Source organism: Pseudoxanthomonas sp. SGT-18 (genome assembly GCF_003931645.1).
GTDB lineage: Bacteria > Pseudomonadota > Gammaproteobacteria > Xanthomonadales > Xanthomonadaceae > Pseudoxanthomonas.
In genome coordinates, this window is the sequence record NZ_RRYJ01000008.1 from 1 (window position 1) to 20,629 (window position 20,629).

A 20,629-nucleotide genomic window follows, 5' to 3' on the forward strand; every position below is an offset into this window, starting at 1 on the left:
CTCGATCTCGTCCACGCGCCTGGTCCGCATCTTCGAGCAGCTCAAGCGCGACCACGGCCTGCCGCAGGTCCTGCGTACCGACAACGGCCCGGAGTTCCTGGGCGAGGCCTTCGTGCAGTGGGCCAAGCTCAACGGCATGGCCATCCGGTACATCCAGCCCGGCAAGCCCAACCAGAACGCCTACATCGAACGCTTCAATCGGACCTTCCGCGAGGAGGTCCTGGACCAGCACCTGTTCACCCGCCTCGACGACGTGCGCGAGGCCGCGTACTGGTGGATGCTCGAGTACAACGAGGAGCGTCCCCACGATTCGCTCGGCGATCTGACCCCGGCCGAGTACCGCCAACGCGTCGCCGGAAGTTCTACTTTTGAAATGCCTGCTTGACGGGGAAGCTTACGCTACCTGCCGGTGGGCGGGAAGTTCTGACCTACGTAGCCCGGGTAGGCGAAGCGCACCCGCGACGGGATGGGCGGGAATGCCGGATGCGTCGCGTGTGCGGCCCCCCCCCCCCGGATGCGGCCTGCGGCCTTGACCGGGCTACACAGGCAAATCGCGCCCTGGGGTGGCCGGGGCCATGGCGACGGCCCGGGCCTGGTTGCACTTCAGGGGCGCGATTGCCTGTTTACCGGCTGGCCTGCAGCCGCAGGTCGATGCACTGGTAGTAGATGTCGTCCGCATCCTCGGCCGCCGGGTCGTAGGGCGCCTTCCCGGCCTCGGTCATCAGCTGGATGATCTGCAGGGTGCAGTTCTCGCATTCGACGTCGGGCAGCTTGAGCTGGAGCGAGTAGGGCTTGCCGTTCTCGGCCACGTCGTGGCGGCCGAAGTCGTCCACCAGCACGGTGGCGTTGTTGTAGAAGTCGCCGTCGCCGCAGTGGGGCTCGCCTTCGGCGCAGCTGCGGCCGGCCGGGGCGATGCGCGCGGGATTCACGAAGTCGTCGTCGCCATCGTCGTCGAAGGCGATGCGGAAGTAGCCGGGATGGGCCACGTATTCGACCCAGGACACGGTGATGGTCTCGCCGGGGGCATAGGTATAGACGTGCTCGCCGCGCTCGCCGTCCGGGCGTCCGCAGGGCGCGGACTTGATCTCGCCCGGCCCGTAGCGCGACTGGTGGGTGTCGGCGAAGTCCACGGCGAAATGGGCGTGGGCAGGGCCGGCGCCCAGGCCCAGCAGGAGCAGCAGGCAGGCGGAAGCTCGGCGGCGCATGGGCAAGGCTCCTTCGGCGGTCGTGCCCCGGACATTACACAAATCGCCCCGCCCCAAGGCGGTTGATTGCGCGCGAAACCGCACGGCGCACCGGACGGTGGCGGATGGTGTCTGGCGGAGATGGCCGGCCCCCGCCGCCCGGGGCGCGTGGACCGGCTAGGCGCCGTTGGCCTGCGAGGCCGCCAGCAGCAGCAGGTAGTTGCCCAGGTTGTAGGCGACATGGAACGCCAGCGAGGCGGCAATGCCCACCCTCAGGTAGGCGATCGCGGCGAGCGCGGCAAACACCAAGACCGATACCGGGCGCTCCGGATGCAGCAGGGCGAAGGCCGCGCCGGAGATGGCAACGGCCAGCAGCGCCGGGAACCGGCGGGAACGCCAGATCGCGAACAGGCGGAAGAACACTTCTTCCACGAAGGGCGCGGCGATGGAGGAAAGCAGGATGGCGGAGGCCAGGAAGCGGGCATCCAGCCGCCATCCCGAGATCCGCGACGCGTCCACGCCGGAAACGGCGAAGTACGCCAGGTGGAACGCGACGCCGGCCAAGGCCCAGCAAAGCACTTCGATCCACCCGGACCGCGCGCGCGTGGCCTGCGTGCGCAGGAACTCGCGGGCTCCCGCCGAGCCAAGGCACAGGCCAGACAGCAGGACCACGGTGGCGAGCGCCATCAGCAGCCGCCCATCCACGCCCAGGCGGACGGAAAGCAGGTGCGATGCCAGGAGCAGTGCGACGTAGCCTAGGGCGGCGGCGATCGCCCTGCCGGCGGCCGCCCTGGTTTCGTGGACCATGAACTCTGCCCGAGCGCCGGAAAGGCGGATCTCCGCGAGGATATCCGCCCTCCCGGCATGCGTCACTCAGAACCAGCCGGCAACCGTCTCGATCGCCTGCGAGGTCGCATCCACCGCGGCTTCGTACCAGTTCTGGATGCCGTTGCTGATGTCGTTCGCGAGGTTTCCGTACTCGGATTGCGCGCAGGGCACGATGTCCGCCGGACGCGCCGGCGGGCAGCCGTCCGTACCACCCACTGCCAACAGCAGTTCCTTCTCGCTCAAAGACCGCATTGACCCTCTCCTCTGTCTGGCACCCTGCTCGGGACGGGCGGCGCCGGGTGCCGCATGCGCCACCGCGCGGACTCCGATCCCGGGACGCACGCGCCCGTGCCGGCGGCGATGCAATCGCCCGGTCGCAACGCGTTTCCCGGATGGGCGCTCCGAACTCAGTCCCCGTAGCGCCTGATCGAAAGTCCTCGTGGATCGTCCCGCCCGGCGCGATCAGGTTCAACCCGGTGCAGTGGCACAGTCCGGTTGCACTGCCTTTCGTGCCGCGGGGGGCAAGGGATGTGCATGGCATGCAAGCCCATCTGTACAGGCTGGTGCAATTATTGGTTGCGGGTGGGAGGGCTTGCAGGCGAAGGGATGGCACGCCGCGGACGGCGGCGCCCGGACCGGTGACGCAGGCCGGCCGGCAATGGCAGGATGGCGCGTTTTTTTCAACCAGGGGAGTTTCGATGCGTATCAGGGGAAGGTATGTGGCCGGGCTGTTCCTGTCGGTGCTGGCGGCCGGCTGTGCGCCGGCGGAGCAGGCGACCGCGGAGGTGGCTCCGGCCGCGGTGGGCGAGACCGCGCCGGCGGAAGCGGCCAGCGAGGCCACCGAAGCGCCCGCGGCAGCCGAAGCGGCGCAGCCGGCGGCGATGGCCACGGCGAAGACCCGGGCCTGCATGATTGCAGGCGAGTTCGAGATCATGGGCCAGCGCATCCGTTCGCGCGATTGCCTGCAGGCCGGCGCGGACGTCCCGGAGGACATGCACCGGCAGATGTGCGAGTCGCTGGCGCAGGGCTCGGCGCAGATCGGCACCGGCAAGGCCGGCGAGGTCGCCTACATGGACGCCTGCCCCAGCCCCAACCAGGGCAGCTGCAAGGGCATGTTCGGCCAGTCCTCGATCCACGCCTTCTACTACGAGCGCAGCAGCGAGGACCTGGCCACGCTCCCGGCCAGCTGCCAGATGGCCGGCGGCACCTGGGAAGGCTGAGCACCGGAGCGCGCGACTGCGTGCCGTGGGCGCCATGCACACGGCATCGCGGCGACGGGCAATGGCCTGGTCGATCGATCCGGCAGGCCCGATGCGGCAACCAGGCCAGGACTGATAGTCCTGGCCTTTTGCCTTGGCACCGGGGTCGTGGTGCACCATCGGCCGCATCCGTCAATCGGCTACTGGCGGCAGGGGCGACGCACTACAATGCGCGCCCCCGTTTTCCCCCGCAGTGCATGGACATCGTCGTACTCGAAGAGCTCAAGGCCTACATCGATCCGCTGACCAACGACGAGTACGAGGCACTGGAGCGCAGCCTGCTGGCCGAAGGCTGCCGCGATTCGCTGGTGCTGTGGGGCGACATCCTGGTGGACGGCCACAACCGCTACGGCATCTGCCAGAAGCACGGCATCCCGTTCAACACGGTGCAGAACACGCGCTTCCAGTCGATGGAGGACGTGCACCTGTGGATGATCGAGCAGCACCTGGGCCGCCGCAGCGTGTCCGACTACCAGCGCGGCGTGCTGGCCCTGCGCAAGCGCGAGATCATGGCCCGTCGCCTGCAGGCCCAGCGCGAGGCCGAGCTGGAGGCCCTGCGCGCCGCCCAGGCCGCCACTGCCGCCGCCGAAGCGGCCGAGGCCGAAGCCGCGGAAGCCGCCGAGGCCCTGAACGCCAAGGCGGAGCCTGACGACCTGCCGCCGTGGGATCCGGTGCCGGTCAGCCGTGCCGAACTGGCGCGCGAGGCCAAGCTCAGCCCGAACCAGGTGGCGATGATCGAGCGCATCCACACCCAGGCCGCGCCGGAGGTGGTGGAGGCGCTGAAGGCCGGCGAGATCTCCATCAGCGCCGCCGCCGCGGTGGCCAGCCTGCCGGTGGAGGAACAGCGCAGCGCCGCCCAGGGCGGCAAGGCCGAGCTGCGCCAGGCGGCAAGACGCGCGCGCGAGGCGAAGAAGCGTCCGCGCCAGGAACCGGTGCCCGCCGCCGCCGAGGGCGGCGAGGACGCCCCCGAGGCCGCGGCCGAGCCGGACGTCCGGACCCTGCAGCGCCGCGTCGCCCAGCTGGAGCGGGAGAACGAGCAGCTGCGCGCCCAGGTGCAGACCCTGCAGAACCAGCTGCTGCGCATGCGCGAGGCGAACGCGCAGGGTTGAAGACAGGGTTGCCCTGGGACAAAGTCGGCCCACCGCGGGTGCGCCAGCGGGGTGCCCCGCGACCGTTTGAGCCACTCTTCCAGGGGGGAAACCCATGCTTGCTTCCTTCGGCCATGGTGCCAGCCTGTTTGGCGGCCTGCTTGGCGTGTTCGTACTGGCGTTCCTGTGCGTGCTTGCGATCCTGTGGTTCGTGCTGCCGTTTGCCGTGTTCGGGATCAAGGGGCGGCTGGACACCCTGATCAGCCTGCAGCGCCAGCAGACCGACCAGATCGCCTCGCTACGCGCCGACCTGCTGCGCATGCAGGCCGACATGCCCGGGGAATGACGCCGGGCCCGCTGCCGGCATGACTTCCGGCGCGCGCGCCAGGTGCGCGCCTGCCGCATGCTGCCGCCCTCGCCACGACTACAGGGGGTAGGGCATGCGTCTTCTGCTGGCAGCGGTACTGGGCCTGGCATCCACGGTGGCCACGGCTGCGCCGCGCCCGGCCGAGGTGGCCGTGCTCTCCACCCTGCACCGCCTGCACGCGCAGGTGCCGGCGTATACCCAGGAGGTGCTGGCCGAAAGCATCCGCCGCCTGGACGCGGACGTGCTGTGCATCGAGGTGAATCCGGACAAGTACGCCCAGCGTGCCCCGGAGTCCACCAAGGTCGAGTACCCGGAAACCATCTACCCGCTGATCGATGCCGGCCACTACAAGGTCTACCCGATGGAGCCGGAGAACCCGCTGTACGACCAGATCGGCGGCGCCTACATGGCCTCGTTCCAGGCCTTCGCGTCCGGCCAGCCGGAGGCTTCGGCCGCGTTCTCGGCCTATGGCCAGGCGATCTACGCCGCGCTGCGCCACTACTGGACCAGTCCGGCGCGGGTCAACGACGCGGTCACCGACCAGCAGCTGCGCGCCAAGCACGCGCTGCAGGAAGGCCTGGTCGGCGAGGGCGAGCGCGCCGGCTGGCAGGCCTGGAACCGCCACTTCCTCGAGGTGGTCGTGCGCGCGGCCGCGGAGAACCCGGGCAAGCGCATCGTGGTCCTGGTCGGCGCCGAGCACGGCTACTGGCTGCGCGAACACCTGGCCGCCCAGCCCAACCTGCGCCTGCTCGACACCGCGGCGCTGCTGGCCGACTGAGCCGGGCAGCCCCGGGAGCGAACGCGCGGACGCGCAGCCCGTAAGCGAAGCGCACCGCGCCGCCGCGGTGCGGCTTGGCCCATGGGCCGATACCTGGCTTGCAGGCAACTGATACTTGCGTTGACGCTTGCGCAGGGCCCAACGCAATCTCCTACCGATGCGCGTATCACAGAGATCCGGGCTATCCGGAACCCGGGCGCAGGGAAGTGCGCCACACTTCACAGGAGAAAGCGCGATGCGTGAACTGCAGGAGCTTGAAGTGGCGAGTGTGAGCGGCAGCGGCGAAGGCGGTGCTGCCATCGGTGGCATCGTCGGTGGTATCGCTGGCCGCTACGGTGGTGTCACCGCCGGCGCGGCGATCGGTGGAGCGATCGGCAGCGTGATCCCGGGCGTGGGCACCGTGGCCGGCGGCCTGATCGGCGCGACGGTCGGCCTGATCCATGGATCGCTTATCGGCGGCGCGGTCGGCGGCTACGCCGGTTCGAAGATCCAGGATGCGCTCATGCAGAAGTGATTCCTGCGCGCCCTCTCCGCCGCGGCGGGGAGGGCGCGTACCTCCGGAGGAGGATCGATGCAGTTGCGCGAAGGCTTCAAGCTGGGCGCGAGGATCGAGGCGGTGGCCCTGTCATTCGTGGTCCTGTACATCCTGCTGTTTGAGCAGGATCTGGCGCCGCGGTTTGTGCGTGGGTACCTGCTTGGCTTCGTGACCATGGGAGCGGTGATCTACCTGCTCGCCCGCCCGGACGAGGACGGCACGCTGGGGGCCTGGCGTGCCAACCGCAATTTCATGGTCTTCCTGTCCGGATTGCCCTGCCTGGTGTTGCTTGGCCTGGTCTCCCAGCAGGTTCCGTACGAGGAATACGCCTGGCTGGTTGTGGTGCTCGGCGGCTGGATGGGAAACCGGATCGGCTGGTTGCTGAAAACACGCAGACGCAATGCCTGAGTTTCCGCCCTGTCGGACAACAGTCCGGGGGGCAACCACATGGCCCGAACAAGCAAGGTCAGCGGATGCCCGGCTTTCGCCGGCACGACGGTGCTTGCGCTTCATGCAACGCGGCAGCCCCGGGGGACCCGCAGGGAGGCGTCCACACTTCGGGGCCGCGGGCCGCGACCGGACCTGGTCGCACCCAGGGTGCGCGAGGCCACGGACGCGGCCTTCGGCCTTGTCCGGGCTACCGGGTCGCCAGCGGCCGCGCGTGCTGGACGAGGGTGACCAGCAACTTGCCCGGTTCCTCGGCCAGGATCTCGTGGGCCGAGTGCTCGAACCACTCGAAGTGCTTGTACGGCGCCTGCACGCGCCCGAACCACTCGTAGGCGACCTGCGAGTTGACGCTGCGGTCGTGGCGGCCGGCGAGGATGATCAGCGGGCAGCCCAGACGCGTCTGCCCGCCCAGGTCCACGGACAGCACGTCGCTGAGCAGGAACTCCTGCGACCAGCCGTTGGCCTCGTACGCGCGCGCGGCTTCCGCGTCGCTGTACTCCGGCGCCAGGCGCACGGCGATGCCGTCGACCTGGCCCTGGCGCCAGGCCATCACCCCGCCGTAGTAGTCCGACCACTTCCGTTCAAGCGCGATCTTCGCCAGCGGGATCGGCTCGCCTTCGCGCGCGTACGGCGCGATCGATTCCAGCTCGGCGACGGCGCCGGCATTGCCGTCGCGGCGTGCCTGCTCCAGCGCATAGGCATAGCCGCGGCGCTCGCTCTCCGGGCTGTCGATGGCCTGGCCCATGCCGATGTAGGCATGCAGCCACTCCGGCCGGCGCAGCGCGAATTCCAGGCCCACGTAGCTGCCCCACGAGGTGCCCAGCAGGAACACCTTGTCCTGGGCGAACTCGCGGCGCAGCCAGGCCACCAGCTCCTCGGTGTCGTCGACGAAGCGTTGCGGGCGCATGCTCGGCGCGACCCGGGCCGGGTCGTTGGCCAGGTGGGTCTTGCCGGCGCCGCGCTGGTCCCAGTGGACCACGGTGAAGTACTCCTCCAGCCCGCGCGTGGCCCACCAGGCAATGCCGGAGGTGGGGAAGCCCGGGCCACCGTGCACCACCAGCAGCACCGGGTTGGCGCGGTCCTGGCCGCGGATGGAGACGAACTGGTCGATGCCGCCGATGCGCACGTACTCGTAGCGCTCCACGCCCTGCGGGGCCACGATCCGGCGCAGTTCGCGGATCACGCCCACCGCCTCGGCGCGGGCGCTGGCAGGCGGCTCCTGTGCCGGGGCGGGCGGGGCCAGGGCCAGCGTGGCCAGTGCAACCGCAAACAGTCGGATCGTCCACATGCGCCGGTCCTCGTCGGGGAAGGGGACGTGTAGCGGCCACTGTACCGGCATGCGGCGGCCGTTGGCCCGGCCAGACCCCGGGGCGGCCTCCGGCCTTGCCCGGGCTACCTGCGGGCGCGGGAAAGCAGGGCGTTGAGCGCGATCGCGCCGAAGGTGGCGGTGCCGATGCCGCCCAGGGCGAACTCGCCGAATTTCAGGGTGAACTCGCCGGTGCCCAGGATCAGGGTGATCGCGGCCACGATCAGGTTCTTCGTGTCGGAGAAGTCCACCCGGTTGTCCACCCAGATGCGCGCGCCGGCGACGGCGATGAGGCCGAACACCACGATCGACACGCCGCCCATCACCGGCAGCGGGATGGCCTGGATCAGGGCGCCGAACTTGGGCGAGAAGCCCAGGAGGATGGCGATGGCCGCCGCGCACACGAACACCGCGGTCGAGTAGATGCGGGTCGCGGCCATCACCCCGATGTTCTCGGCGTAGGTGGTCACGCCGGTGCCGCCGGCCGCGCCGGAGACCATGGTTGCCACGCCGTCGCCGATGAAGGCGCGGCCCATGTAGCGGTCCAGGTTGCGCCCGGTCATCGCGGTCACCGCCTTGATGTGGCCCAGGTTCTCGGCCACCAGGATGATCACCACCGGCACGATCAGGGTGATCGCGCGGGTGTCGAACACCGGCGCATGCAGCGTGGGCAGGCCGAACCACGGCGCCGCGGCCACCGCGGCCATGTCCACCGGCTTGCCCAGGCCCAGGCCGTTGGTCAGCGCGGCGTAGACCAGGCTGGCCAGCAGCAGGCCGACCAGGATCAGCAGCCGCTGCAGCATGCCGCGGGTAAACACCGCCACCAGCGCCACGCACAGGAAGGTCACCGCCTGCATCCACGCGTCGAAGTTGGAGGCCGCCATGTTCCTGATCGGGATCGAGGCCAGGTTGAGGCCGATCACCGCCACCACCGCGCCGGTCACCACCGGCGGCATCAGCCGCTCGATCCAGCCGGTGCCGGCCACGTGCACCAGCACGCCCACCAGCGCGTACACCAGGCCGCAGGCGATGATCCCGCCCAGCGCCAGGCCGATGTTGGCGTTGGCGCCGTGGCTGGCCACTTAGCCGGTGGCCACGTTGACCACCCCGATGAAGGCGAACGAAGAGCCGAGGTAGCTGGGCACCTTGCCGCCGGTGACCAGGAAGAAGATGAGCGTGCCGATGCCGCTCATCAGCACCGCCAGGTTCGGATCGAAGCCCATCAGGATCGGCGCCAGCACGGTCGAGCCGAACATGGCGATCACGTGCTGCACGCCCATCAGCCCGGTCTGGCCCCAGGGCAGGCGCTCGTCCGGCGCGATCACGCCGCCGCCGCGCAGCACGGCCGGCGACTTCGCGGTCCAGGAGAACATGCCCATCTTCGCTACCCCCCATGGCTGGTCCGGGCGATCTTAGAGGCCCGGGCCGGGCGATGGAAAATCCGCCGCGCCGGTGCCGGGCTACTGAAACCAATGCCGCATGCGATGCTTGGCCCGTGCCGCCGTGAGGGGTGGCGGCCCCGGCCCCGGAATGCGCGCGCCGCGCATGGGGCCGGCCCATGCCCGGGCGCCGCCCGGGACCCAGACTGCAGGAAGGACCGCCGCAGCGACGCCTGGCGCCGCACGCATGGTGCGCGCCGGCGCCGACAGCACGCCCGCGGACAGGCCGCGGTGCGGTGGCAGGCATCGCGCGGTCGGTGGCCCTGCGGCCGACGGAGGCAGGATGGACAGGCAAGGAACGACGCAAACGCCAGGCAGGAGCCCGGCATTGGCCTGGTTGCTGCTGGCCACGGTATTGCTGGCGGTGGTGGCTGCGCTGTGCTGGTCGCAGGCGGCGGTGCGCCTGCTCGGCGGCGGCCGCTACGTATTGCACGAACTGCCGCCAACCGGTTTCAGCGCCGAGGAGCCCACGCCGGCGGCCAGCGAAGCCGCGCGGGTGGAGGAAACGCGGCCGCTGCCGCGGCTCATCGCCCAGACCGACTGGTCCGAACCGCCGCCGCCGGACGCCAGGCTGGCCGTGGCCGACGCGCGGCAGCGGCAGACCAAGCCACCGGCGCTGCCGAAGCCGCCGCAGATCCCGGTGCCACCGCCCGGGCAGACGGGGCTGGTGATGCTGCTGCGCTCGGGCGTGCTCAGGCCGACGGCGCCGGCGGAGCTGGCGCGCTGGAAGCGACGGCATGCGGCCAGTGCCGGCCGGCCCGCCTCGCGCGAGCTGGACCAGCAGCTGGGCCGCATGCCGGCCTACACCATCCAGGGCGAGATGCACTTCCCGGCCGACCTGACCGGCGCGCACGCGGTGGTGTTCCTGCTCGGCGAGAAGGTGCCGTATCCGCAGGGTTCGCCGGGGCATTCGGTGGTGCTGGACCTATCCAGCGGCAGCTGCATCGGCGCGCCCTGCCACGGCCTGCTCGGCGAGTAGCGCTCAGTCCTCGACCGGATCGGCCTGCGGGCCGAGGGAGGCGACGAAGGCGCGCATCCGTTCCAGCTGCTCCGGCGGATGGCCGATCCAGCCGTGCACCTCGGCCAGCACCCGCAGCGGATGCGCGGTGCGGAACGAGCGGGTCGGATTGCCGGGGAACTTGCGGTCGGTGAGGTTGGGATCGTCCTCCAGCGGACCGGTTGGCTCGACGATGTACACCCGGCCCGGGCCTTCGCCCACCGCCAGCTCCGCGCCCCAGATCGCCGACTCCAGCCTGGCCGACAGGTACACGTAGCGCGATGGCCGTGGGGTGCCGTAGTTGGATGGGTAGCCGGGCACGTCGGTGTCGCCGGGCTGCAGGTTGGCGCGGGTGCCGTGGTAGTAGATCGGCGCTTGCAGCATCGCATCCTCCAGGGGGCTGTCGCGGGAAGGGCGGCGATCCTGCCCCGCGCGGCGGGCGTTGCCGCAAGTCCCCCATCGGGATATAACGTTGGAACGGGAAGCGCGGTGCGCTTCCCGTTGTTGTTTCCGGGTCGCGCCGCGGGCACGCGCAGTTCCCGCCCGATCCCGCGCGTTCCGCCGGCTTCACCTACCGGCGCGAACTGGAGTTCAGGCCGGACTGACCGGCGGCTAGCACCACGGCGCGCTACCCTTGCGCGGCCCATGCGGAGGGATACGCCATGCGTCGATGCCGTCCTGCGTTGCTCTGCCTGCTGGCGTTGCCGGCCTTTGCCGCGCCACCGGCCGCGGCGGAACAGGCGCCGCGGCGCTACGAGCTGACCGCCGATTCGCTGCGCCACGCCGAGGTGCCGCAGGGCCGGCTGGAAGGGCCGTTCGAGTTCCACAGCCGCATCATCCCCGGCACCGTGCGCCGCTACTGGGTGCACGTGCCGGCGGGCTACGACGGCAGCGAACCGGCCAACCTGCTGGTGTTCCACGACGGCCACCGCGCGATCAATCCCGGCGGTTCGCTGCGGGTGCCGGACGTGCTCGACAACCTGGTCCACCGCGGCGACATCCCGCCGACCATTGGCGTGTTCGTCACCCCGGGCCATCGCGCGCGGCACTGGCCGGAGGCGATCGGCTACGCGAACCCGGACAACCGCGCGCAGGAATACGACGCGCTGGACGATGCCTACGCGCGCATGCTGGTGGACGAGCTGCTGCCGCAGGTCCAGCGCCGCTACCGCATCAGCGACGATCCGGCGCGGCGCGCGATCGGCGGCACCAGCAGCGGGGCCATCGCCGCGTTCACCGTGGCCTGGCACCGGCCGCAGGCGTTTGCCAACGTCATCAGTTTCATCGGCAGCTATGTCTCGATTGGCTACCGCACCGCGGCCGCAGGCCAGCCGCTGGTGCCCGGCGGCGACCTGTACCCCACCCTGGTCCGCAAGAGTCCGGTGCGTCCGCTGCGCATCTTCCTGCAGGACGGACGCAACGACCTGGACAACGAGCACGGCAACTGGTTCCTCGCCAACCAGCAGATGCTGGCCGCATTGCACTGGGCCAATGCCGAGGCCGGCCGCAATGGCGATGCGGGGCCGCGCTATACGGTGGCGCACGTGTGGGGCGAGGGCGGGCACTCGGACGACCACGGCGGGCGCCTGCTGCCGGACGTGCTGCGCTGGCTGTGGAAGCCCGGGGCGCCTGCGCCGGTCGACAGGTAGGCGCAGCCGCTGGTGCAGACCGCTGCGTATGGTCGTGCGCGGCGGACAATGATCGCAACGAAAGGCGTGCACGCGCGCAATCGCGGCGTAAAGTGTGCGCGCCGGGGCGCTCCCCGGCAGTCCCGGCGTGATCGCGCTGCGGTACTTGACGCGACACGCAGGGCGAGCGGCCAGGCGTGGTCCGGAGAGGGGGATGTGGACACGGAATGGCCACCCGGCGCCGCACGGCGCCATCCACTGAGGAGGGAACCATGAAGCGTCAAGCAGTTCTTGCAGGTGCAGTGATATCCCTGTTGCCGCTGCCCGCGTTCGCGCAGGCCAACCCGTTGAAGGACCTGCTCGTGGTGCGCGGCACCGCGTCGGTCGCCTACGAACGGGCGGTGGGCAAGCGCACCGAGTTCAACGAGCTTTCCGAGCATGGCGCGCAGTCGGGCGTCGCGGTGGAGCTGGTGGACGACGGCGGCTCCGGCCATGGCGAGAAGATCCTCGCCGGCTACCTGGAAGGGCTGCGCAAGGTGCTGCCCAAGTCCGACCTGCGCAGTGCGTGGCCGGCGGGCGAAACGCCGCGCTACCAGGCGCGGATCGGCATCAAGACCGAGGAGGGCCGGCCCGGCGAGGACAGCAAGCTGATCATGGGCGCGATGGGTGCCACCTGCCAGGAGCAGGAGGGCATGCTCAAGTGCGAGGAGGTCGACCACGCGCCCAATGCCATGGGCCGCGCCGGCGGCACCTGGATCAATCCCAAGGTCACGACGATGATCCGCCTGTACCGGTTCAACCCGGACGAGCCCTCGGCCGCGCCGGTGGTGGTGTCGGAGGACGTGTACTCGGTGTCCTACGTGGAAAGCGAGTGCTCCGACCCCGGCTCGGCCGCGGCCACGGTCGCACGCATGATTGGCGAGCGGGCCACGACCGGACGCCCGTTCAACATCGATTTCCCGACCAGCAGCCGCGCGCTGAACTGCAACCCGCGCAAGTGAGCGTGGCCGGCCCGTCCCGCATCGCGGGGCGGGCCGGAGGCCGGGGCATGCGCCTCCGTGGCCGCGGTTCACGTCCTCCCCGGCGCCGTGTTGCGAAGCTGCGGACATGGACGCGCCAATCCTCTACCTCGTGTTCCTGGAGCCGGATCCCGGTGCCGAAGCGCTCGGGTCCGCGCTGCAGCCGCTGGCCTGCGGCCTGTACCTGGCCGCGAGCACGCGCACCCGCTCGCAGCTCTACCACGCGCTGAAACGCCGCGCGCAACCGCGGCGCCTGCTGGTGGCACCACTGGCCGATGCCCCGAAGTTCAAGGGCATGGCGCCGGGCGCGCTGGCCTGGTTGCGCACCGCAGCCGGCAGGGCCATGCCGCGCGGCGCCGCGTAGCCGCGGGCGGCTCAGCCGCGCAGCGAAGCCTGCAGCGCCGAGGCCAGCGCGGCGTCGCCGCTGACCAGGTCGGTCCAGGCCAGTTCCAGGCCCTTGCGCTTGCCCTTGGGCACCAGCTTCAGGCCCTCGGGGCTGATGGTGAGGGTGTAGGCCTCGCCGCCGATGTCCAGTTCGCGGCGGATCGGTTTGTCCAGCGGCGTCATGCGTGGCTCCTCCTGCGGCACGGGCGCCGGCGTCCGGCGCAGCGGCCAGCATGCCTGTCCCGCGGTCGGGTTTCCGTGGAAAACTCGGGGGCCACGCCCCGGGCATGGAGCCGTGCGCATGGATGCCGAACGCAATCCCTACCTGGCCCCCGCCAGCGGGCCACCGGCGCCGCAGGCCGCGGTGGCGGCGCGGTTGCGCCAGGCGGTGGGCTGCTACGTGGCCGCCTACGTGCTGGAGCTGCCGACATGGGTCGCGCTGGCGCTGGAGGCGCCCGCGGACAGGCGGCTGGCGTACGCCATCTCCACCGCCTGCCTGCTGCTGGGCATGGGCCTGTTCGTGGCCTGGATCGCGCGGCTGCTGCTGCAGGGCAGCTGGCGCGCGCGCCGCTGGGTGCTGGCCTGGACGGTGGTGGAGGCCGGCCTGCTGGCGTACACCCTGTGGCCGCCGCTGGCGCCGGACGCGGAGCTGGCCCTGGAACTGGCCCGGGTCCTGGTGCGCATCGCCGCCGGCGTGCTGCTGGTGCTGCCGGGCATGGGCGGGCGTTTCCGGCTGCCGGCCGATCCGCGCAGCTGACAATCCCCCCGTGCGCCGGGGTATCCTCCGCGCCGGGGACGCGGCGCAATGCCGGCGGTCCCCTCGCATCGTCCACGGTGGCAGGGAGCCATCACATCACAGGGGGGGTAAGCATGTTGGACAAGGCCAAGACGCGCCTGCTGGGCGCGGTGCTGGTACTGGCTTCTCCGCTGCTGGCGGCCGAGGCTTCGGCCGAGCGCATCAGCGGCAGGGAGGCGTTGGCGGTGATGCGCGCGATGGACCTGTCGCCGGAACTGGGCACCGATTCGCATGGCGATCCGCAGATCGAGTTCATGATCGAGGGCCTGCATGCGCGGCTGAACTTCTACGACTGCAAGAAGCAGGACGGCCGCTGCGGCTCGCTGCAGCTGGAGACCGCGCTGGACCTGGAGGACGGCACCTCGCTGCGGGCCGCCAACGAGTTCAACCAGAAGTACCGCTACGTGCGCCTGTACCTGGACCACGAGATGGACCCGTACCTGCAGTTCGACTTCGAGGTCCTGCACACCGACGCCAAGAGCCACCTGGAAAGCCAGATCGAGCTGTACGGGAAGCTCCTGCGCGATTTCAAGGACGCGATGGGCTACTACTGAGCCGGCGCCCCGCCGCGTGCCGCGCGCCTTGCGGTGGGCGGCGGCGCGGGGCGGGGCCACCGCCGCGCCGGCAACCGGCGTGGCCGTGTTTCTCCGCCGGACCATGCTCCCGCCTGCGCAAGGCCACGGACGCCTGGTGAAGTTTCCCGGACGTGCTGTCACGTATGCATAAGCTCCCCTCGGCAAAGTAGCTCCACCGGCAGCGCACCCGCGCCGGGATTCCCCCCATCCCTGGAGCACTGTCATGGACAACCGCACTTCCGCCGTTTCCCGCACCGCCAACTACGTCACCACCCGCGATGGCGTGCAGCTGTACTACAAGGACTGGGGCCCGAAGGACGGCCCGGTCGTCACCTTCAGCCACGGCTGGCCGCTGAGTTCGGACAGCTGGGAAGCGCAGATGCTGTTCCTGGCCGACCACGGCTTCCGCGTCGTCGCCCATGACCGCCGCGGCCACGGCCGTTCCAGCCAGCCGTGGGACGGCAACGACATGGACCACTACGCCGACGACCTGGCCGCGGTGATCGAGGCCCTGGACCTGCGCGACGCCACCCTGGTCGGCTTCTCCACCGGCGGCGGCGAGGTGGCGCGCTACATCGGCCGCCACGGCACCTCGCGGGTCAAGGCCGCGGTGCTGGTCTCGTCGGTGCCGCCGCTGATGCTCAAGACCGAGGACAACCCGGGCGGCCTGCCGATCGAGGTATTCGACGGCCTGCGCAAGGGCTCGATCGAGAACCGCTCGCAGCTGTACCTGGACATCGCTTCCGGCCCGTTCTTCGGCTTCAACCGTCCGGGTGCCAAGCCCAACCAGGGCCTGATCCAGTCGTTCTGGGCGCAGGGCATGCAGGGCGGGCACAAGAACACCTACGACTCGATCGCTGCGTTCTCGGCCACCGACTTCCGCGAAGACCTGAAGAAGTTCGACGTGCCGACCCTGGTGATCCACGGCGACGACGACCAGATCGTGCCGATCGACGCCTCCGGCCGCGCCTCGGCCGCGCTGGTGAAGGGCGCGCAGCTGATCGTCTACCCCGGCGGACCGCACGGCATCACCGACACCCACAAGGACCGGCTCAACCAGGACCTGCTGGACTTCCTGCGGCGCTGAAACGGCGGCCGCGACGGACCGGCGCGACGGGCGGCCCGTGGCCGCCCGTCGTCGCATGCGCAAGGCCGAGCCATCCGCGGTTTAACCTCGCGCTGCTACGGTGTGCGGGAAGCCGCCTGCACGCGGCGACCGGAACCGACGCCATGCGCACCTTCCTGCTTCCTGCCTGCCTGGTCCTGCTGGCCGCCGCGATGCCGGCCCTCGCCCAGGAACCGGACGCCGCCGGCGGGGAGGGGGCCGGCCTGGACCTGGGCCTGCCGCAGTCCGCGCGCGCCGGCTACCGCAACGACCCGCCCGGCACCTGGTACGGCGACACCTCCGGGGTGGCGACCACCCGCCAGCGCAGGCAGGTCACCTACCGCTACCGCTGCCCGACCGCGCCGGACGGCAAGGAAACCGACATCACCGGCAGCGTCGAGGCCGGCGTGGGGTATTCGCGGCATGGCGGCAACAGCAACTGGCAGGGCGCGACGGTCAACTACTGCAAGGAGCAGGCGACCGACGACGGCGGTTCGCGCATCATCAACGTGCAGCTGCACGTGGACAGCTCCGACGGTCCCGGTTTCTACGGACCGCATGGCCCCGGCTGGGGCCCGTATCCGCCCCTGCGCCACCGCTGAATACGGCCCCGCGCATCCATGCGCGGCAGCACGGACACGCGCGCACGCAGGTGCGCGATTGACGGCCGCCCGCGCAACGGCCACCTTGGCCGGGCCTCGATCCCGGGACCCGCCATGGCCAAGCCTGCCTCCCGCCCTCTGCGCCTGCCAGCGCTCGCCGTCCTGATCCTGTCCGCCTTCACCTTCGGCGCCGGGGCACGGCAACCGCCGGCGTGGGAGCCGGTGCCGCCCGGCGAGGGCGCGCTGCATGCGCGCCACGAGAACGCCTTCGTCGCCCTGGGCGAGCGGCTGTACCTGCTGGGCGGGCGCGGGCAGCGGCCGCTGGACATCTACGATCCGGCCAGCGGGCGCTGGAGCCAGGGCGCGCCGCCGCCGCTGGAGATCCACCACTTCCAGGCGCTGGCGCACGAGGGCCGGCTGTACGTGCTGGGCGCGTTCACCGGCGACTTCCCGGAGGAGCAGCCGCTCACCCACGTGCTGGTCTACGACCCCCGCGCCGACCGCTGGAGCCAGGGTGCGGAGATCCCCGCGCACCGGCGCCGCGGCGCGGCCGGGGTGGTCTCGCACGGGGGCAGGATCTACCTGGTCGGCGGCAATACCCGCGGCCACATGAGCGGCTACGTGCCGTGGCTGGATGCCTTCAATCCGGCCAGCGGGCACTGGGAGGAGCTGCCTGACGCGCCGCATGCACGCGACCACTTCCACGCCGCGGTGCTGGACGGAAGACTCTACGCCGCCGGCGGCCGCCGCACCTCGCACGATACCGGCGACACCTTGTCGATGACCATTGCCGCGGTGGACGTGTACGACTTCGCCCGCGGGCGCTGGAGCACGCTGGAGGCGCCGCTGCCCACCCCGCGCGCCGGCGCCGGGGCGGTGGCGGCAGGCGGCGCGCTGCTGGTGCTGGGCGGGGAAAGCGCGCGCCAGGTGCCGGCGCACGCCGAGGTCGAGGCCTACGACCCGGGCAGCGGGCGCTGGCGCAGCCTGGCGCCGCTGCCGCGCGGACGCCATGGCACCCAGGCCACCCTGCTGGGCGGCGCGGTGCACGTGGCGGCCGGCAGCGCCGACCGCGGCGGCGGCCCGGAACTGGACGACCACCTGCGCCTGTCGCCCTGAGCGCGGGGCGGCCACGGTGCAGTGCAGCGTGGCCGGCGCAGGACGGGCAGGTATAAGGGAACCCGGCCGGGGCGACACAGCCGGCCACGCGACCGCCGTGGGGGAGGGTCGCGCGTAGCATCCCGTCGTTACCAGCCCGCGGCCCGGCCCGGGCCCGTCCAGCACTGAGGGAGCTTCCATGTCGTTGACGCCTGTGTTCGTGTTCCTCGCCATCGGCCTGGCCGCCGTCGTCGGTCTTGCGACCTTCGCCCTGCGGCGCGAGCGCAGCCGCTGAGTCCGCGCGCCCGCGGGCGCGTTCCCCGGTTTCCTCCGTCCCGGCCCGCATGCGGCGCGCGTGGCCGTGTGCGCAAGGCGTGCCTGCAACGGCGCGTGCGCCCGGTTCACCCGCCGTGGGCGGGGCTTGCCCAAGCATGTCGCCACGCCGGGCGCGGTGTCCGGTCCGAGGAGCGAACCATGCTGTCGACCTTTACCAACGACGCCGCCGCCACCGGCATGAACGCGCTGATGATCGCGGCGGCGATCTTCGCCCTGATCCTGACCGTGCTGTGGATCCTGGTGCCGTTCGCGGTGTTCGGGATCAAGTCGCTGCTGCGCCAGCTGATCGCCGAGCAGCGCCGTACCAACGACCTGCTGACCACGCCATCGGTCGCCCCGGCGGCGACCACGGTGCGCACCGACGTGCCGGGCGAGCCGGTCTACGTGCGCCGCGCCGTGCCCTGAAGGCACGCGGCTTGAGCGGTTCACCCAGCGCCCGGCGGCGTCTCACCGGCTGAGACGCAGGCCGGCCACCGTGCCGGCATGGAGCTGACCGACAAGCTCGCGATCCTTGCCGACGCGGCCAAGTACGACGCTTCCTGCGCCTCTTCCGGCGCGGGCCGGCGCGACTCGCGCGGCGGCAAGGGCGTGGGCAGCACCGAGGGCATGGGCATCTGCCACTCCTACACGCCCGACGGGCGCTGCGTGTCGCTGCTGAAGATCCTGCTGACCAACTTCTGCATCTACGACTGCGCCTACTGCGTCAACCGCGCCAGCAGCAACGTGCGCCGCGCGCGCTTCACCGCCGCCGAGGTGGTGAAGCTGACGCTGGACTTCTACAAGCGCAACTACATCGAGGGGCTGTTCCTCTCCAGCGGCATCATCCGCAACGGTGACTACACCATGGAGCAGATGGTGGAAGTGGCGCGCAGCCTGCGCGAGGACCACCACTTCGCCGGCTACATCCACCTCAAGACCATCCCCGAGGCCTCGCTGGAGCTGCTGGAGAAGGCCGGGCGTTACGCCGACCGGCTGAGCATCAATGTCGAGCTGCCCACCGCCGAAGGCCTGGCGAGACTGGCGCCGGAAAAGCGCGCCGACGGCATCCGCGATGCCATGGGCGAGCTGCGCTGGCGCATCGACGAGAACACCGAGGCGCGCCGCGCCGCGAAGGCCACGCCACGGCGGCGGCCGCCGCGGTTCGCCCCGGCGGGGCAAAGCACGCAGATGATCGTGGGCGCGGATGGCGCCGACGACGCGGTGATCCTGCGCACCAGCAACGCGCTGTACGGCGACTTCCGCATGAGGCGGGTGTACTACTCGGCCTTCAGCCCGATCCCGGATGCTTCGGCGGCTTTGCCGCCGCGCGCGCCGCCGTTGCAGCGCGAGCACCGCCTGTACCAGGCCGACTGGCTGCTGCGCTTCTACGGCTTCGGGGTGGAGGAAATCGTGCCCGAAGGCGCCGGCATGCTCGACCTGGACATCGATCCCAAGCTGGCCTGGGCCCTGCGCCATCCCGAGCGCTTCCCGGTGGACCTCAACAGCGCCCCGCGCGAGCTGCTGCTGCGCGTGCCCGGGCTGGGCGCGCGCAACGTGGACCGCATCGTCGGCGCGCGCCGCCACGGCCGCCTGCGGCTGGACGACCTGGCCCGGTTGCGCGCCCCGCTGAAGAAGCTGCTGCCGTTCGTGAGCGTGCTGGACCATCATCCACGTGCACGCCTGGACGATCCGGCCCGCCTGCGTGCGCAGCTGGCGCCGCAGCCGCGCCAAGGCGAGCTGTTCGCATGAGCGGCTACCGCGCGCAGCTGGATCCGCCGTGGGACCTGGGTGCCTGGCGCGATATGGCGCGCCGGGCGTTTGCCGCCGGCCTGGCACCGGAGCAGGTGGACTGGAGCGGCGATGCCCAGGGCGGCCTGCTGCCGTGGCCTGAACTGGCGCGGGCGCCGCTGGCTGCCGGAGTGCCGGCACTGGCGGTGGCGCCGGCATTCCTGGAGCTGGCCGCGCGCGTGCTGTGCCATCGCGATCCGGGGCGGCATGCGCTGCTGTACCGGATGCTGTGGCGCATCGGCCATGGCGAGCGGCGGCTGCTGGAACGCAGCACCGATGCCGACGTGGCCAGCGCCCGCGCGCTGGAGCAGGCGGTGCGCCGCGACAGCCACAAGATGAAGGCCTTCGTGCGCTTCCGCGCGGTGCCGGGGGAGGAGGAGGCCTACATCGCCTGGTTCGAGCCGGAACACTGGATCCTGGACCGGCTCGCGCCGTTCTTCGCACGCCGCTTCGCCGGCATGCGCTGGACCATCGTCACCCCGTACCGCAGCGTGCGCTGGGACGACGGGCAGTTGTGGGCCGGCCCGGGTGGGCTGCGCGCCGACGTGCCGGCCGACGACGCCCAGGACGGCCTGTGGCGCACCTACTACGCCAGCATCTTCAATCCGGCGCGGCTCAATACCCGGATGATGCGCCAGGAGATGCCGCAGAAGTACTGGCACCTGCTGCCGGAAACGCGCCTGCTGCCGGCGCTGGTGCGCGAGGCCGGCGCGCGCGTGCGGCAGATGTCCGAGCGCGAACCGCAGCCGCCGCGCAGGCGCATGCCGCGCCGCAGCTAGGAACGCGTGCCGCGCGTGCGCCCGGTCACGCTTGCGTGGCCCGGTGCCACGTATCCCGCGGTGCGTCACGCCCGGTCCGGTTTTCCGTGCTAGCCTCCGCCGCGTACTGCACTGGACCCACCTGGAAAGGCAGGCTGGCACGTGGAGCAGGAACCGGGCCCGAAGATGGAGGTGACCCGCAGGCAGGAGCGCATCGCGTTCCTGCTGGTGACTGCGGTGGTGTTCCCGCTGCTGGCGGTGCTGGTCGTGGCCGGCTACGGCTTCATGGTCTGGATGTGGCAGTTGCTGTTCGCCGGCCCGCCGAAGGGGCCGTGA

Annotated in this window: 27 protein-coding genes and 1 pseudogene; 20 read left to right on the forward strand and 8 right to left on the reverse strand. The window is 71.2% G+C overall.

The annotated features are described in order from the left end of the window. Positions 1-385 (forward strand): integrase core domain-containing protein (locus EIM47_RS11320; RefSeq protein ID WP_164514596.1); only part of this gene is annotated, 385 nt, incomplete at its 5' end. A gap of 238 nt (positions 386-623) precedes the next feature. Here the strand turns inward: EIM47_RS11320 and EIM47_RS11325 are convergent. From EIM47_RS11325 to EIM47_RS11335, 3 genes are all read right to left on the reverse strand, one after another. Further along, positions 624-1,205, reverse strand: coding sequence for an SCE4755 family polysaccharide monooxygenase-like protein (locus EIM47_RS11325; protein ID WP_019397123.1), 582 nt, complete (start codon positions 1,203-1,205; stop codon positions 624-626). A 156-nt stretch (positions 1,206-1,361) separates the two neighbouring features. After that, positions 1,362-1,991 carry a CPBP family intramembrane glutamic endopeptidase gene (locus EIM47_RS11330; protein ID WP_019397124.1) on the reverse strand — a complete coding sequence of 210 codons (630 nt, stop codon included), beginning with the start codon at positions 1,989-1,991 and terminating at the stop codon, positions 1,362-1,364. A gap of 66 nt (positions 1,992-2,057) precedes the next feature. After that, positions 2,058-2,255: a hypothetical protein gene (locus EIM47_RS11335; RefSeq protein ID WP_019397125.1), complete on the reverse strand. Its 198-nt coding sequence runs from the start codon at positions 2,253-2,255 to the stop codon at positions 2,058-2,060. Between the two features lie 455 nt (positions 2,256-2,710). Here EIM47_RS11335 and EIM47_RS11340 point away from each other — a divergent pair, with 455 nt between their 5' ends. The 6 genes from EIM47_RS11340 to EIM47_RS11365 all read left to right on the forward strand — a co-directional run bounded on the left by EIM47_RS11340 (position 2,711) and on the right by EIM47_RS11365 (position 6,447). Then, positions 2,711-3,232 carry a hypothetical protein gene (locus EIM47_RS11340; protein ID WP_233603156.1) on the forward strand — a complete coding sequence of 174 codons (522 nt, stop codon included), beginning with the start codon at positions 2,711-2,713 and terminating at the stop codon, positions 3,230-3,232. A gap of 236 nt (positions 3,233-3,468) precedes the next feature. Next, entirely contained in the window at positions 3,469-4,380 is a 912-nt protein-coding gene (locus tag EIM47_RS11345) for a plasmid replication/partition related protein (RefSeq protein WP_125076949.1), read from the forward strand. Positions 4,381-4,474: 94 nt separating this feature from the next. Next, positions 4,475-4,705 (forward strand): hypothetical protein, encoded by a 231-nt coding sequence (locus EIM47_RS11350; RefSeq protein WP_037034757.1) that lies wholly within the window; start codon positions 4,475-4,477, stop codon positions 4,703-4,705. 94 nt (positions 4,706-4,799) lie between these two features. Continuing rightward, on the forward strand, positions 4,800-5,504 hold the full coding sequence (locus EIM47_RS11355; protein WP_125076950.1) for a hypothetical protein: 705 nt from the start codon (positions 4,800-4,802) through the stop codon (positions 5,502-5,504). A gap of 235 nt (positions 5,505-5,739) precedes the next feature. Further along, on the forward strand, positions 5,740-6,018 hold the full coding sequence (locus EIM47_RS11360; RefSeq protein ID WP_028915076.1) for a hypothetical protein: 279 nt from the start codon (positions 5,740-5,742) through the stop codon (positions 6,016-6,018). Between the two features lie 57 nt (positions 6,019-6,075). Beyond that, on the forward strand, positions 6,076-6,447 hold the full coding sequence (locus EIM47_RS11365) for a hypothetical protein (RefSeq protein ID WP_028915075.1): 372 nt from the start codon (positions 6,076-6,078) through the stop codon (positions 6,445-6,447). A 229-nt stretch (positions 6,448-6,676) separates the two neighbouring features. Here EIM47_RS11365 and EIM47_RS11370 read toward each other — a convergent pair whose 3' ends face one another. The 3 genes from EIM47_RS11370 to EIM47_RS15970 form a co-directional block, all read right to left on the reverse strand. Then, positions 6,677-7,774, reverse strand: coding sequence for an alpha/beta hydrolase (locus EIM47_RS11370; RefSeq protein WP_125076951.1), 1,098 nt, complete (start codon positions 7,772-7,774; stop codon positions 6,677-6,679). 104 nt (positions 7,775-7,878) lie between these two features. After that, positions 7,879-8,874: a solute carrier family 23 protein gene (locus EIM47_RS11375; RefSeq protein WP_240626221.1), complete on the reverse strand. Its 996-nt coding sequence runs from the start codon at positions 8,872-8,874 to the stop codon at positions 7,879-7,881. Further along, positions 8,875-9,165 carry a solute carrier family 23 protein gene (locus EIM47_RS15970; RefSeq protein ID WP_240626222.1) on the reverse strand — a complete coding sequence of 97 codons (291 nt, stop codon included), beginning with the start codon at positions 9,163-9,165 and terminating at the stop codon, positions 8,875-8,877. Positions 9,166-9,559: 394 nt separating this feature from the next. On the opposite strand from EIM47_RS15970, the gene EIM47_RS11380 reads away from it, so the two are divergent. Beyond that, positions 9,560-10,210 carry a hypothetical protein gene (locus EIM47_RS11380; RefSeq protein ID WP_125076952.1) on the forward strand — a complete coding sequence of 217 codons (651 nt, stop codon included), beginning with the start codon at positions 9,560-9,562 and terminating at the stop codon, positions 10,208-10,210. 3 nt (positions 10,211-10,213) lie between these two features. Here the strand turns inward: EIM47_RS11380 and arr are convergent, their stop codons facing one another. Then, the gene (arr, locus tag EIM47_RS11385) at positions 10,214-10,612 is read right to left on the reverse strand and encodes an NAD(+)--rifampin ADP-ribosyltransferase (RefSeq protein WP_125076953.1); all 399 of its coding nucleotides are present in this window, start codon (positions 10,610-10,612) and stop codon (positions 10,214-10,216) included. A 278-nt stretch (positions 10,613-10,890) separates the two neighbouring features. Between arr and EIM47_RS11390 the strand changes: the two genes are divergently transcribed. The 3 genes from EIM47_RS11390 (at position 10,891) to EIM47_RS11400 (ending at position 13,239) form a co-directional block, all read left to right on the forward strand. Then, positions 10,891-11,877: an alpha/beta hydrolase-fold protein gene (locus EIM47_RS11390; RefSeq protein WP_125076954.1), complete on the forward strand. Its 987-nt coding sequence runs from the start codon at positions 10,891-10,893 to the stop codon at positions 11,875-11,877. A gap of 281 nt (positions 11,878-12,158) precedes the next feature. After that, positions 12,159-12,857 (forward strand): hypothetical protein, encoded by a 699-nt coding sequence (locus tag EIM47_RS11395; RefSeq protein ID WP_233581711.1) that lies wholly within the window; start codon positions 12,159-12,161, stop codon positions 12,855-12,857. 106 nt (positions 12,858-12,963) lie between these two features. Then, positions 12,964-13,239, forward strand: a complete 276-nt coding sequence (locus EIM47_RS11400; RefSeq protein WP_019397844.1) for a hypothetical protein — start codon at positions 12,964-12,966, stop codon at positions 13,237-13,239. Between the two features lie 11 nt (positions 13,240-13,250). Here EIM47_RS11400 and EIM47_RS11405 read toward each other — a convergent pair whose 3' ends face one another. Then, positions 13,251-13,442, reverse strand: a complete 192-nt coding sequence (locus EIM47_RS11405) for a hypothetical protein (RefSeq protein ID WP_028915070.1) — start codon at positions 13,440-13,442, stop codon at positions 13,251-13,253. 118 nt (positions 13,443-13,560) lie between these two features. Here EIM47_RS11405 and EIM47_RS11410 point away from each other — a divergent pair, with 118 nt between their 5' ends. The 9 genes and pseudogenes from EIM47_RS11410 to EIM47_RS11450 all read left to right on the forward strand — a co-directional run bounded on the left by EIM47_RS11410 (position 13,561) and on the right by EIM47_RS11450 (position 20,629). Beyond that, positions 13,561-14,016, forward strand: coding sequence for a hypothetical protein (locus EIM47_RS11410; protein ID WP_019397842.1), 456 nt, complete (start codon positions 13,561-13,563; stop codon positions 14,014-14,016). Positions 14,017-14,129: 113 nt separating this feature from the next. Next, positions 14,130-14,609, forward strand: a complete 480-nt coding sequence (locus EIM47_RS11415) for a YbjN domain-containing protein (RefSeq protein ID WP_019397841.1) — start codon at positions 14,130-14,132, stop codon at positions 14,607-14,609. A gap of 244 nt (positions 14,610-14,853) precedes the next feature. Next, positions 14,854-15,717, forward strand: coding sequence for an alpha/beta hydrolase (locus EIM47_RS11420; protein ID WP_125076955.1), 864 nt, complete (start codon positions 14,854-14,856; stop codon positions 15,715-15,717). 143 nt (positions 15,718-15,860) lie between these two features. Further along, on the forward strand, positions 15,861-16,337 hold the full coding sequence (locus tag EIM47_RS11425) for a hypothetical protein (protein WP_028915512.1): 477 nt from the start codon (positions 15,861-15,863) through the stop codon (positions 16,335-16,337). A 114-nt stretch (positions 16,338-16,451) separates the two neighbouring features. Continuing rightward, positions 16,452-17,453: a kelch motif-containing protein gene (locus EIM47_RS11430; protein ID WP_125076956.1), complete on the forward strand. Its 1,002-nt coding sequence runs from the start codon at positions 16,452-16,454 to the stop codon at positions 17,451-17,453. A 453-nt stretch (positions 17,454-17,906) separates the two neighbouring features. Further along, the gene (locus EIM47_RS11435; protein WP_125076957.1) at positions 17,907-18,173 is read left to right on the forward strand and encodes a hypothetical protein; all 267 of its coding nucleotides are present in this window, start codon (positions 17,907-17,909) and stop codon (positions 18,171-18,173) included. Positions 18,174-18,251: 78 nt separating this feature from the next. Further along, on the forward strand, positions 18,252-19,496 hold the full coding sequence (locus EIM47_RS11440) for a putative DNA modification/repair radical SAM protein (protein ID WP_125076958.1): 1,245 nt from the start codon (positions 18,252-18,254) through the stop codon (positions 19,494-19,496). Then, positions 19,493-20,302: pseudogene (locus tag EIM47_RS11445) on the forward strand (TIGR03915 family putative DNA repair protein); the annotation flags it as partial. The gene EIM47_RS11440 and the pseudogene EIM47_RS11445, both read left to right, overlap by 4 nt. A 153-nt stretch (positions 20,303-20,455) precedes the next feature. Continuing rightward, entirely contained in the window at positions 20,456-20,629 is a 174-nt protein-coding gene (locus EIM47_RS11450) for a periplasmic nitrate reductase, NapE protein (RefSeq protein ID WP_343202896.1), read from the forward strand.

Bases quoted from the DNA above. Each gene is read 5' to 3' on its own strand.
- EIM47_RS11360 (WP_028915076.1), top strand. From the start codon at position 5,740: ATGCGTGAACTGCAGGAGCTTGAAGTGGCGAGTGTGAGCGGCAGCGGC.
- EIM47_RS11355 (WP_125076950.1), top strand. From the start codon at position 4,800: ATGCGTCTTCTGCTGGCAGCGGTACTGGGCCTGGCATCCACGGTGGCC.
- EIM47_RS11440 (WP_125076958.1), top strand. From the start codon at position 18,252: ATGGAGCTGACCGACAAGCTCGCGATCCTTGCCGACGCGGCCAAGTAC.
- EIM47_RS11340 (WP_233603156.1), top strand. From the start codon at position 2,711: ATGCGTATCAGGGGAAGGTATGTGGCCGGGCTGTTCCTGTCGGTGCTG.
- EIM47_RS11345 (WP_125076949.1), top strand. From the start codon at position 3,469: ATGGACATCGTCGTACTCGAAGAGCTCAAGGCCTACATCGATCCGCTG.
- EIM47_RS11365 (WP_028915075.1), top strand. From the start codon at position 6,076: ATGCAGTTGCGCGAAGGCTTCAAGCTGGGCGCGAGGATCGAGGCGGTG.
- EIM47_RS11415 (WP_019397841.1), top strand. From the start codon at position 14,130: ATGTTGGACAAGGCCAAGACGCGCCTGCTGGGCGCGGTGCTGGTACTG.
- EIM47_RS11370 (WP_125076951.1), bottom strand. From the start codon at position 7,774: ATGTGGACGATCCGACTGTTTGCGGTTGCACTGGCCACGCTGGCCCTG.
- EIM47_RS11325 (WP_019397123.1), bottom strand. From the start codon at position 1,205: ATGCGCCGCCGAGCTTCCGCCTGCCTGCTGCTCCTGCTGGGCCTGGGC.
- EIM47_RS11425 (WP_028915512.1), top strand. From the start codon at position 15,861: ATGCGCACCTTCCTGCTTCCTGCCTGCCTGGTCCTGCTGGCCGCCGCG.
- EIM47_RS15970 (WP_240626222.1), bottom strand. From the start codon at position 9,165: ATGTTCTCCTGGACCGCGAAGTCGCCGGCCGTGCTGCGCGGCGGCGGC.
- EIM47_RS11400 (WP_019397844.1), top strand. From the start codon at position 12,964: ATGGACGCGCCAATCCTCTACCTCGTGTTCCTGGAGCCGGATCCCGGT.
- EIM47_RS11430 (WP_125076956.1), top strand. From the start codon at position 16,452: ATGGCCAAGCCTGCCTCCCGCCCTCTGCGCCTGCCAGCGCTCGCCGTC.
- EIM47_RS11390 (WP_125076954.1), top strand. From the start codon at position 10,891: ATGCGTCGATGCCGTCCTGCGTTGCTCTGCCTGCTGGCGTTGCCGGCC.
- EIM47_RS11330 (WP_019397124.1), bottom strand. From the start codon at position 1,991: ATGGTCCACGAAACCAGGGCGGCCGCCGGCAGGGCGATCGCCGCCGCC.
- EIM47_RS11405 (WP_028915070.1), bottom strand. From the start codon at position 13,442: ATGACGCCGCTGGACAAACCGATCCGCCGCGAACTGGACATCGGCGGC.
- EIM47_RS11435 (WP_125076957.1), top strand. From the start codon at position 17,907: ATGCTGTCGACCTTTACCAACGACGCCGCCGCCACCGGCATGAACGCG.
- arr (WP_125076953.1), bottom strand. From the start codon at position 10,612: ATGCTGCAAGCGCCGATCTACTACCACGGCACCCGCGCCAACCTGCAG.
- EIM47_RS11410 (WP_019397842.1), top strand. From the start codon at position 13,561: ATGGATGCCGAACGCAATCCCTACCTGGCCCCCGCCAGCGGGCCACCG.
- EIM47_RS11350 (WP_037034757.1), top strand. From the start codon at position 4,475: ATGCTTGCTTCCTTCGGCCATGGTGCCAGCCTGTTTGGCGGCCTGCTT.
- EIM47_RS11420 (WP_125076955.1), top strand. From the start codon at position 14,854: ATGGACAACCGCACTTCCGCCGTTTCCCGCACCGCCAACTACGTCACC.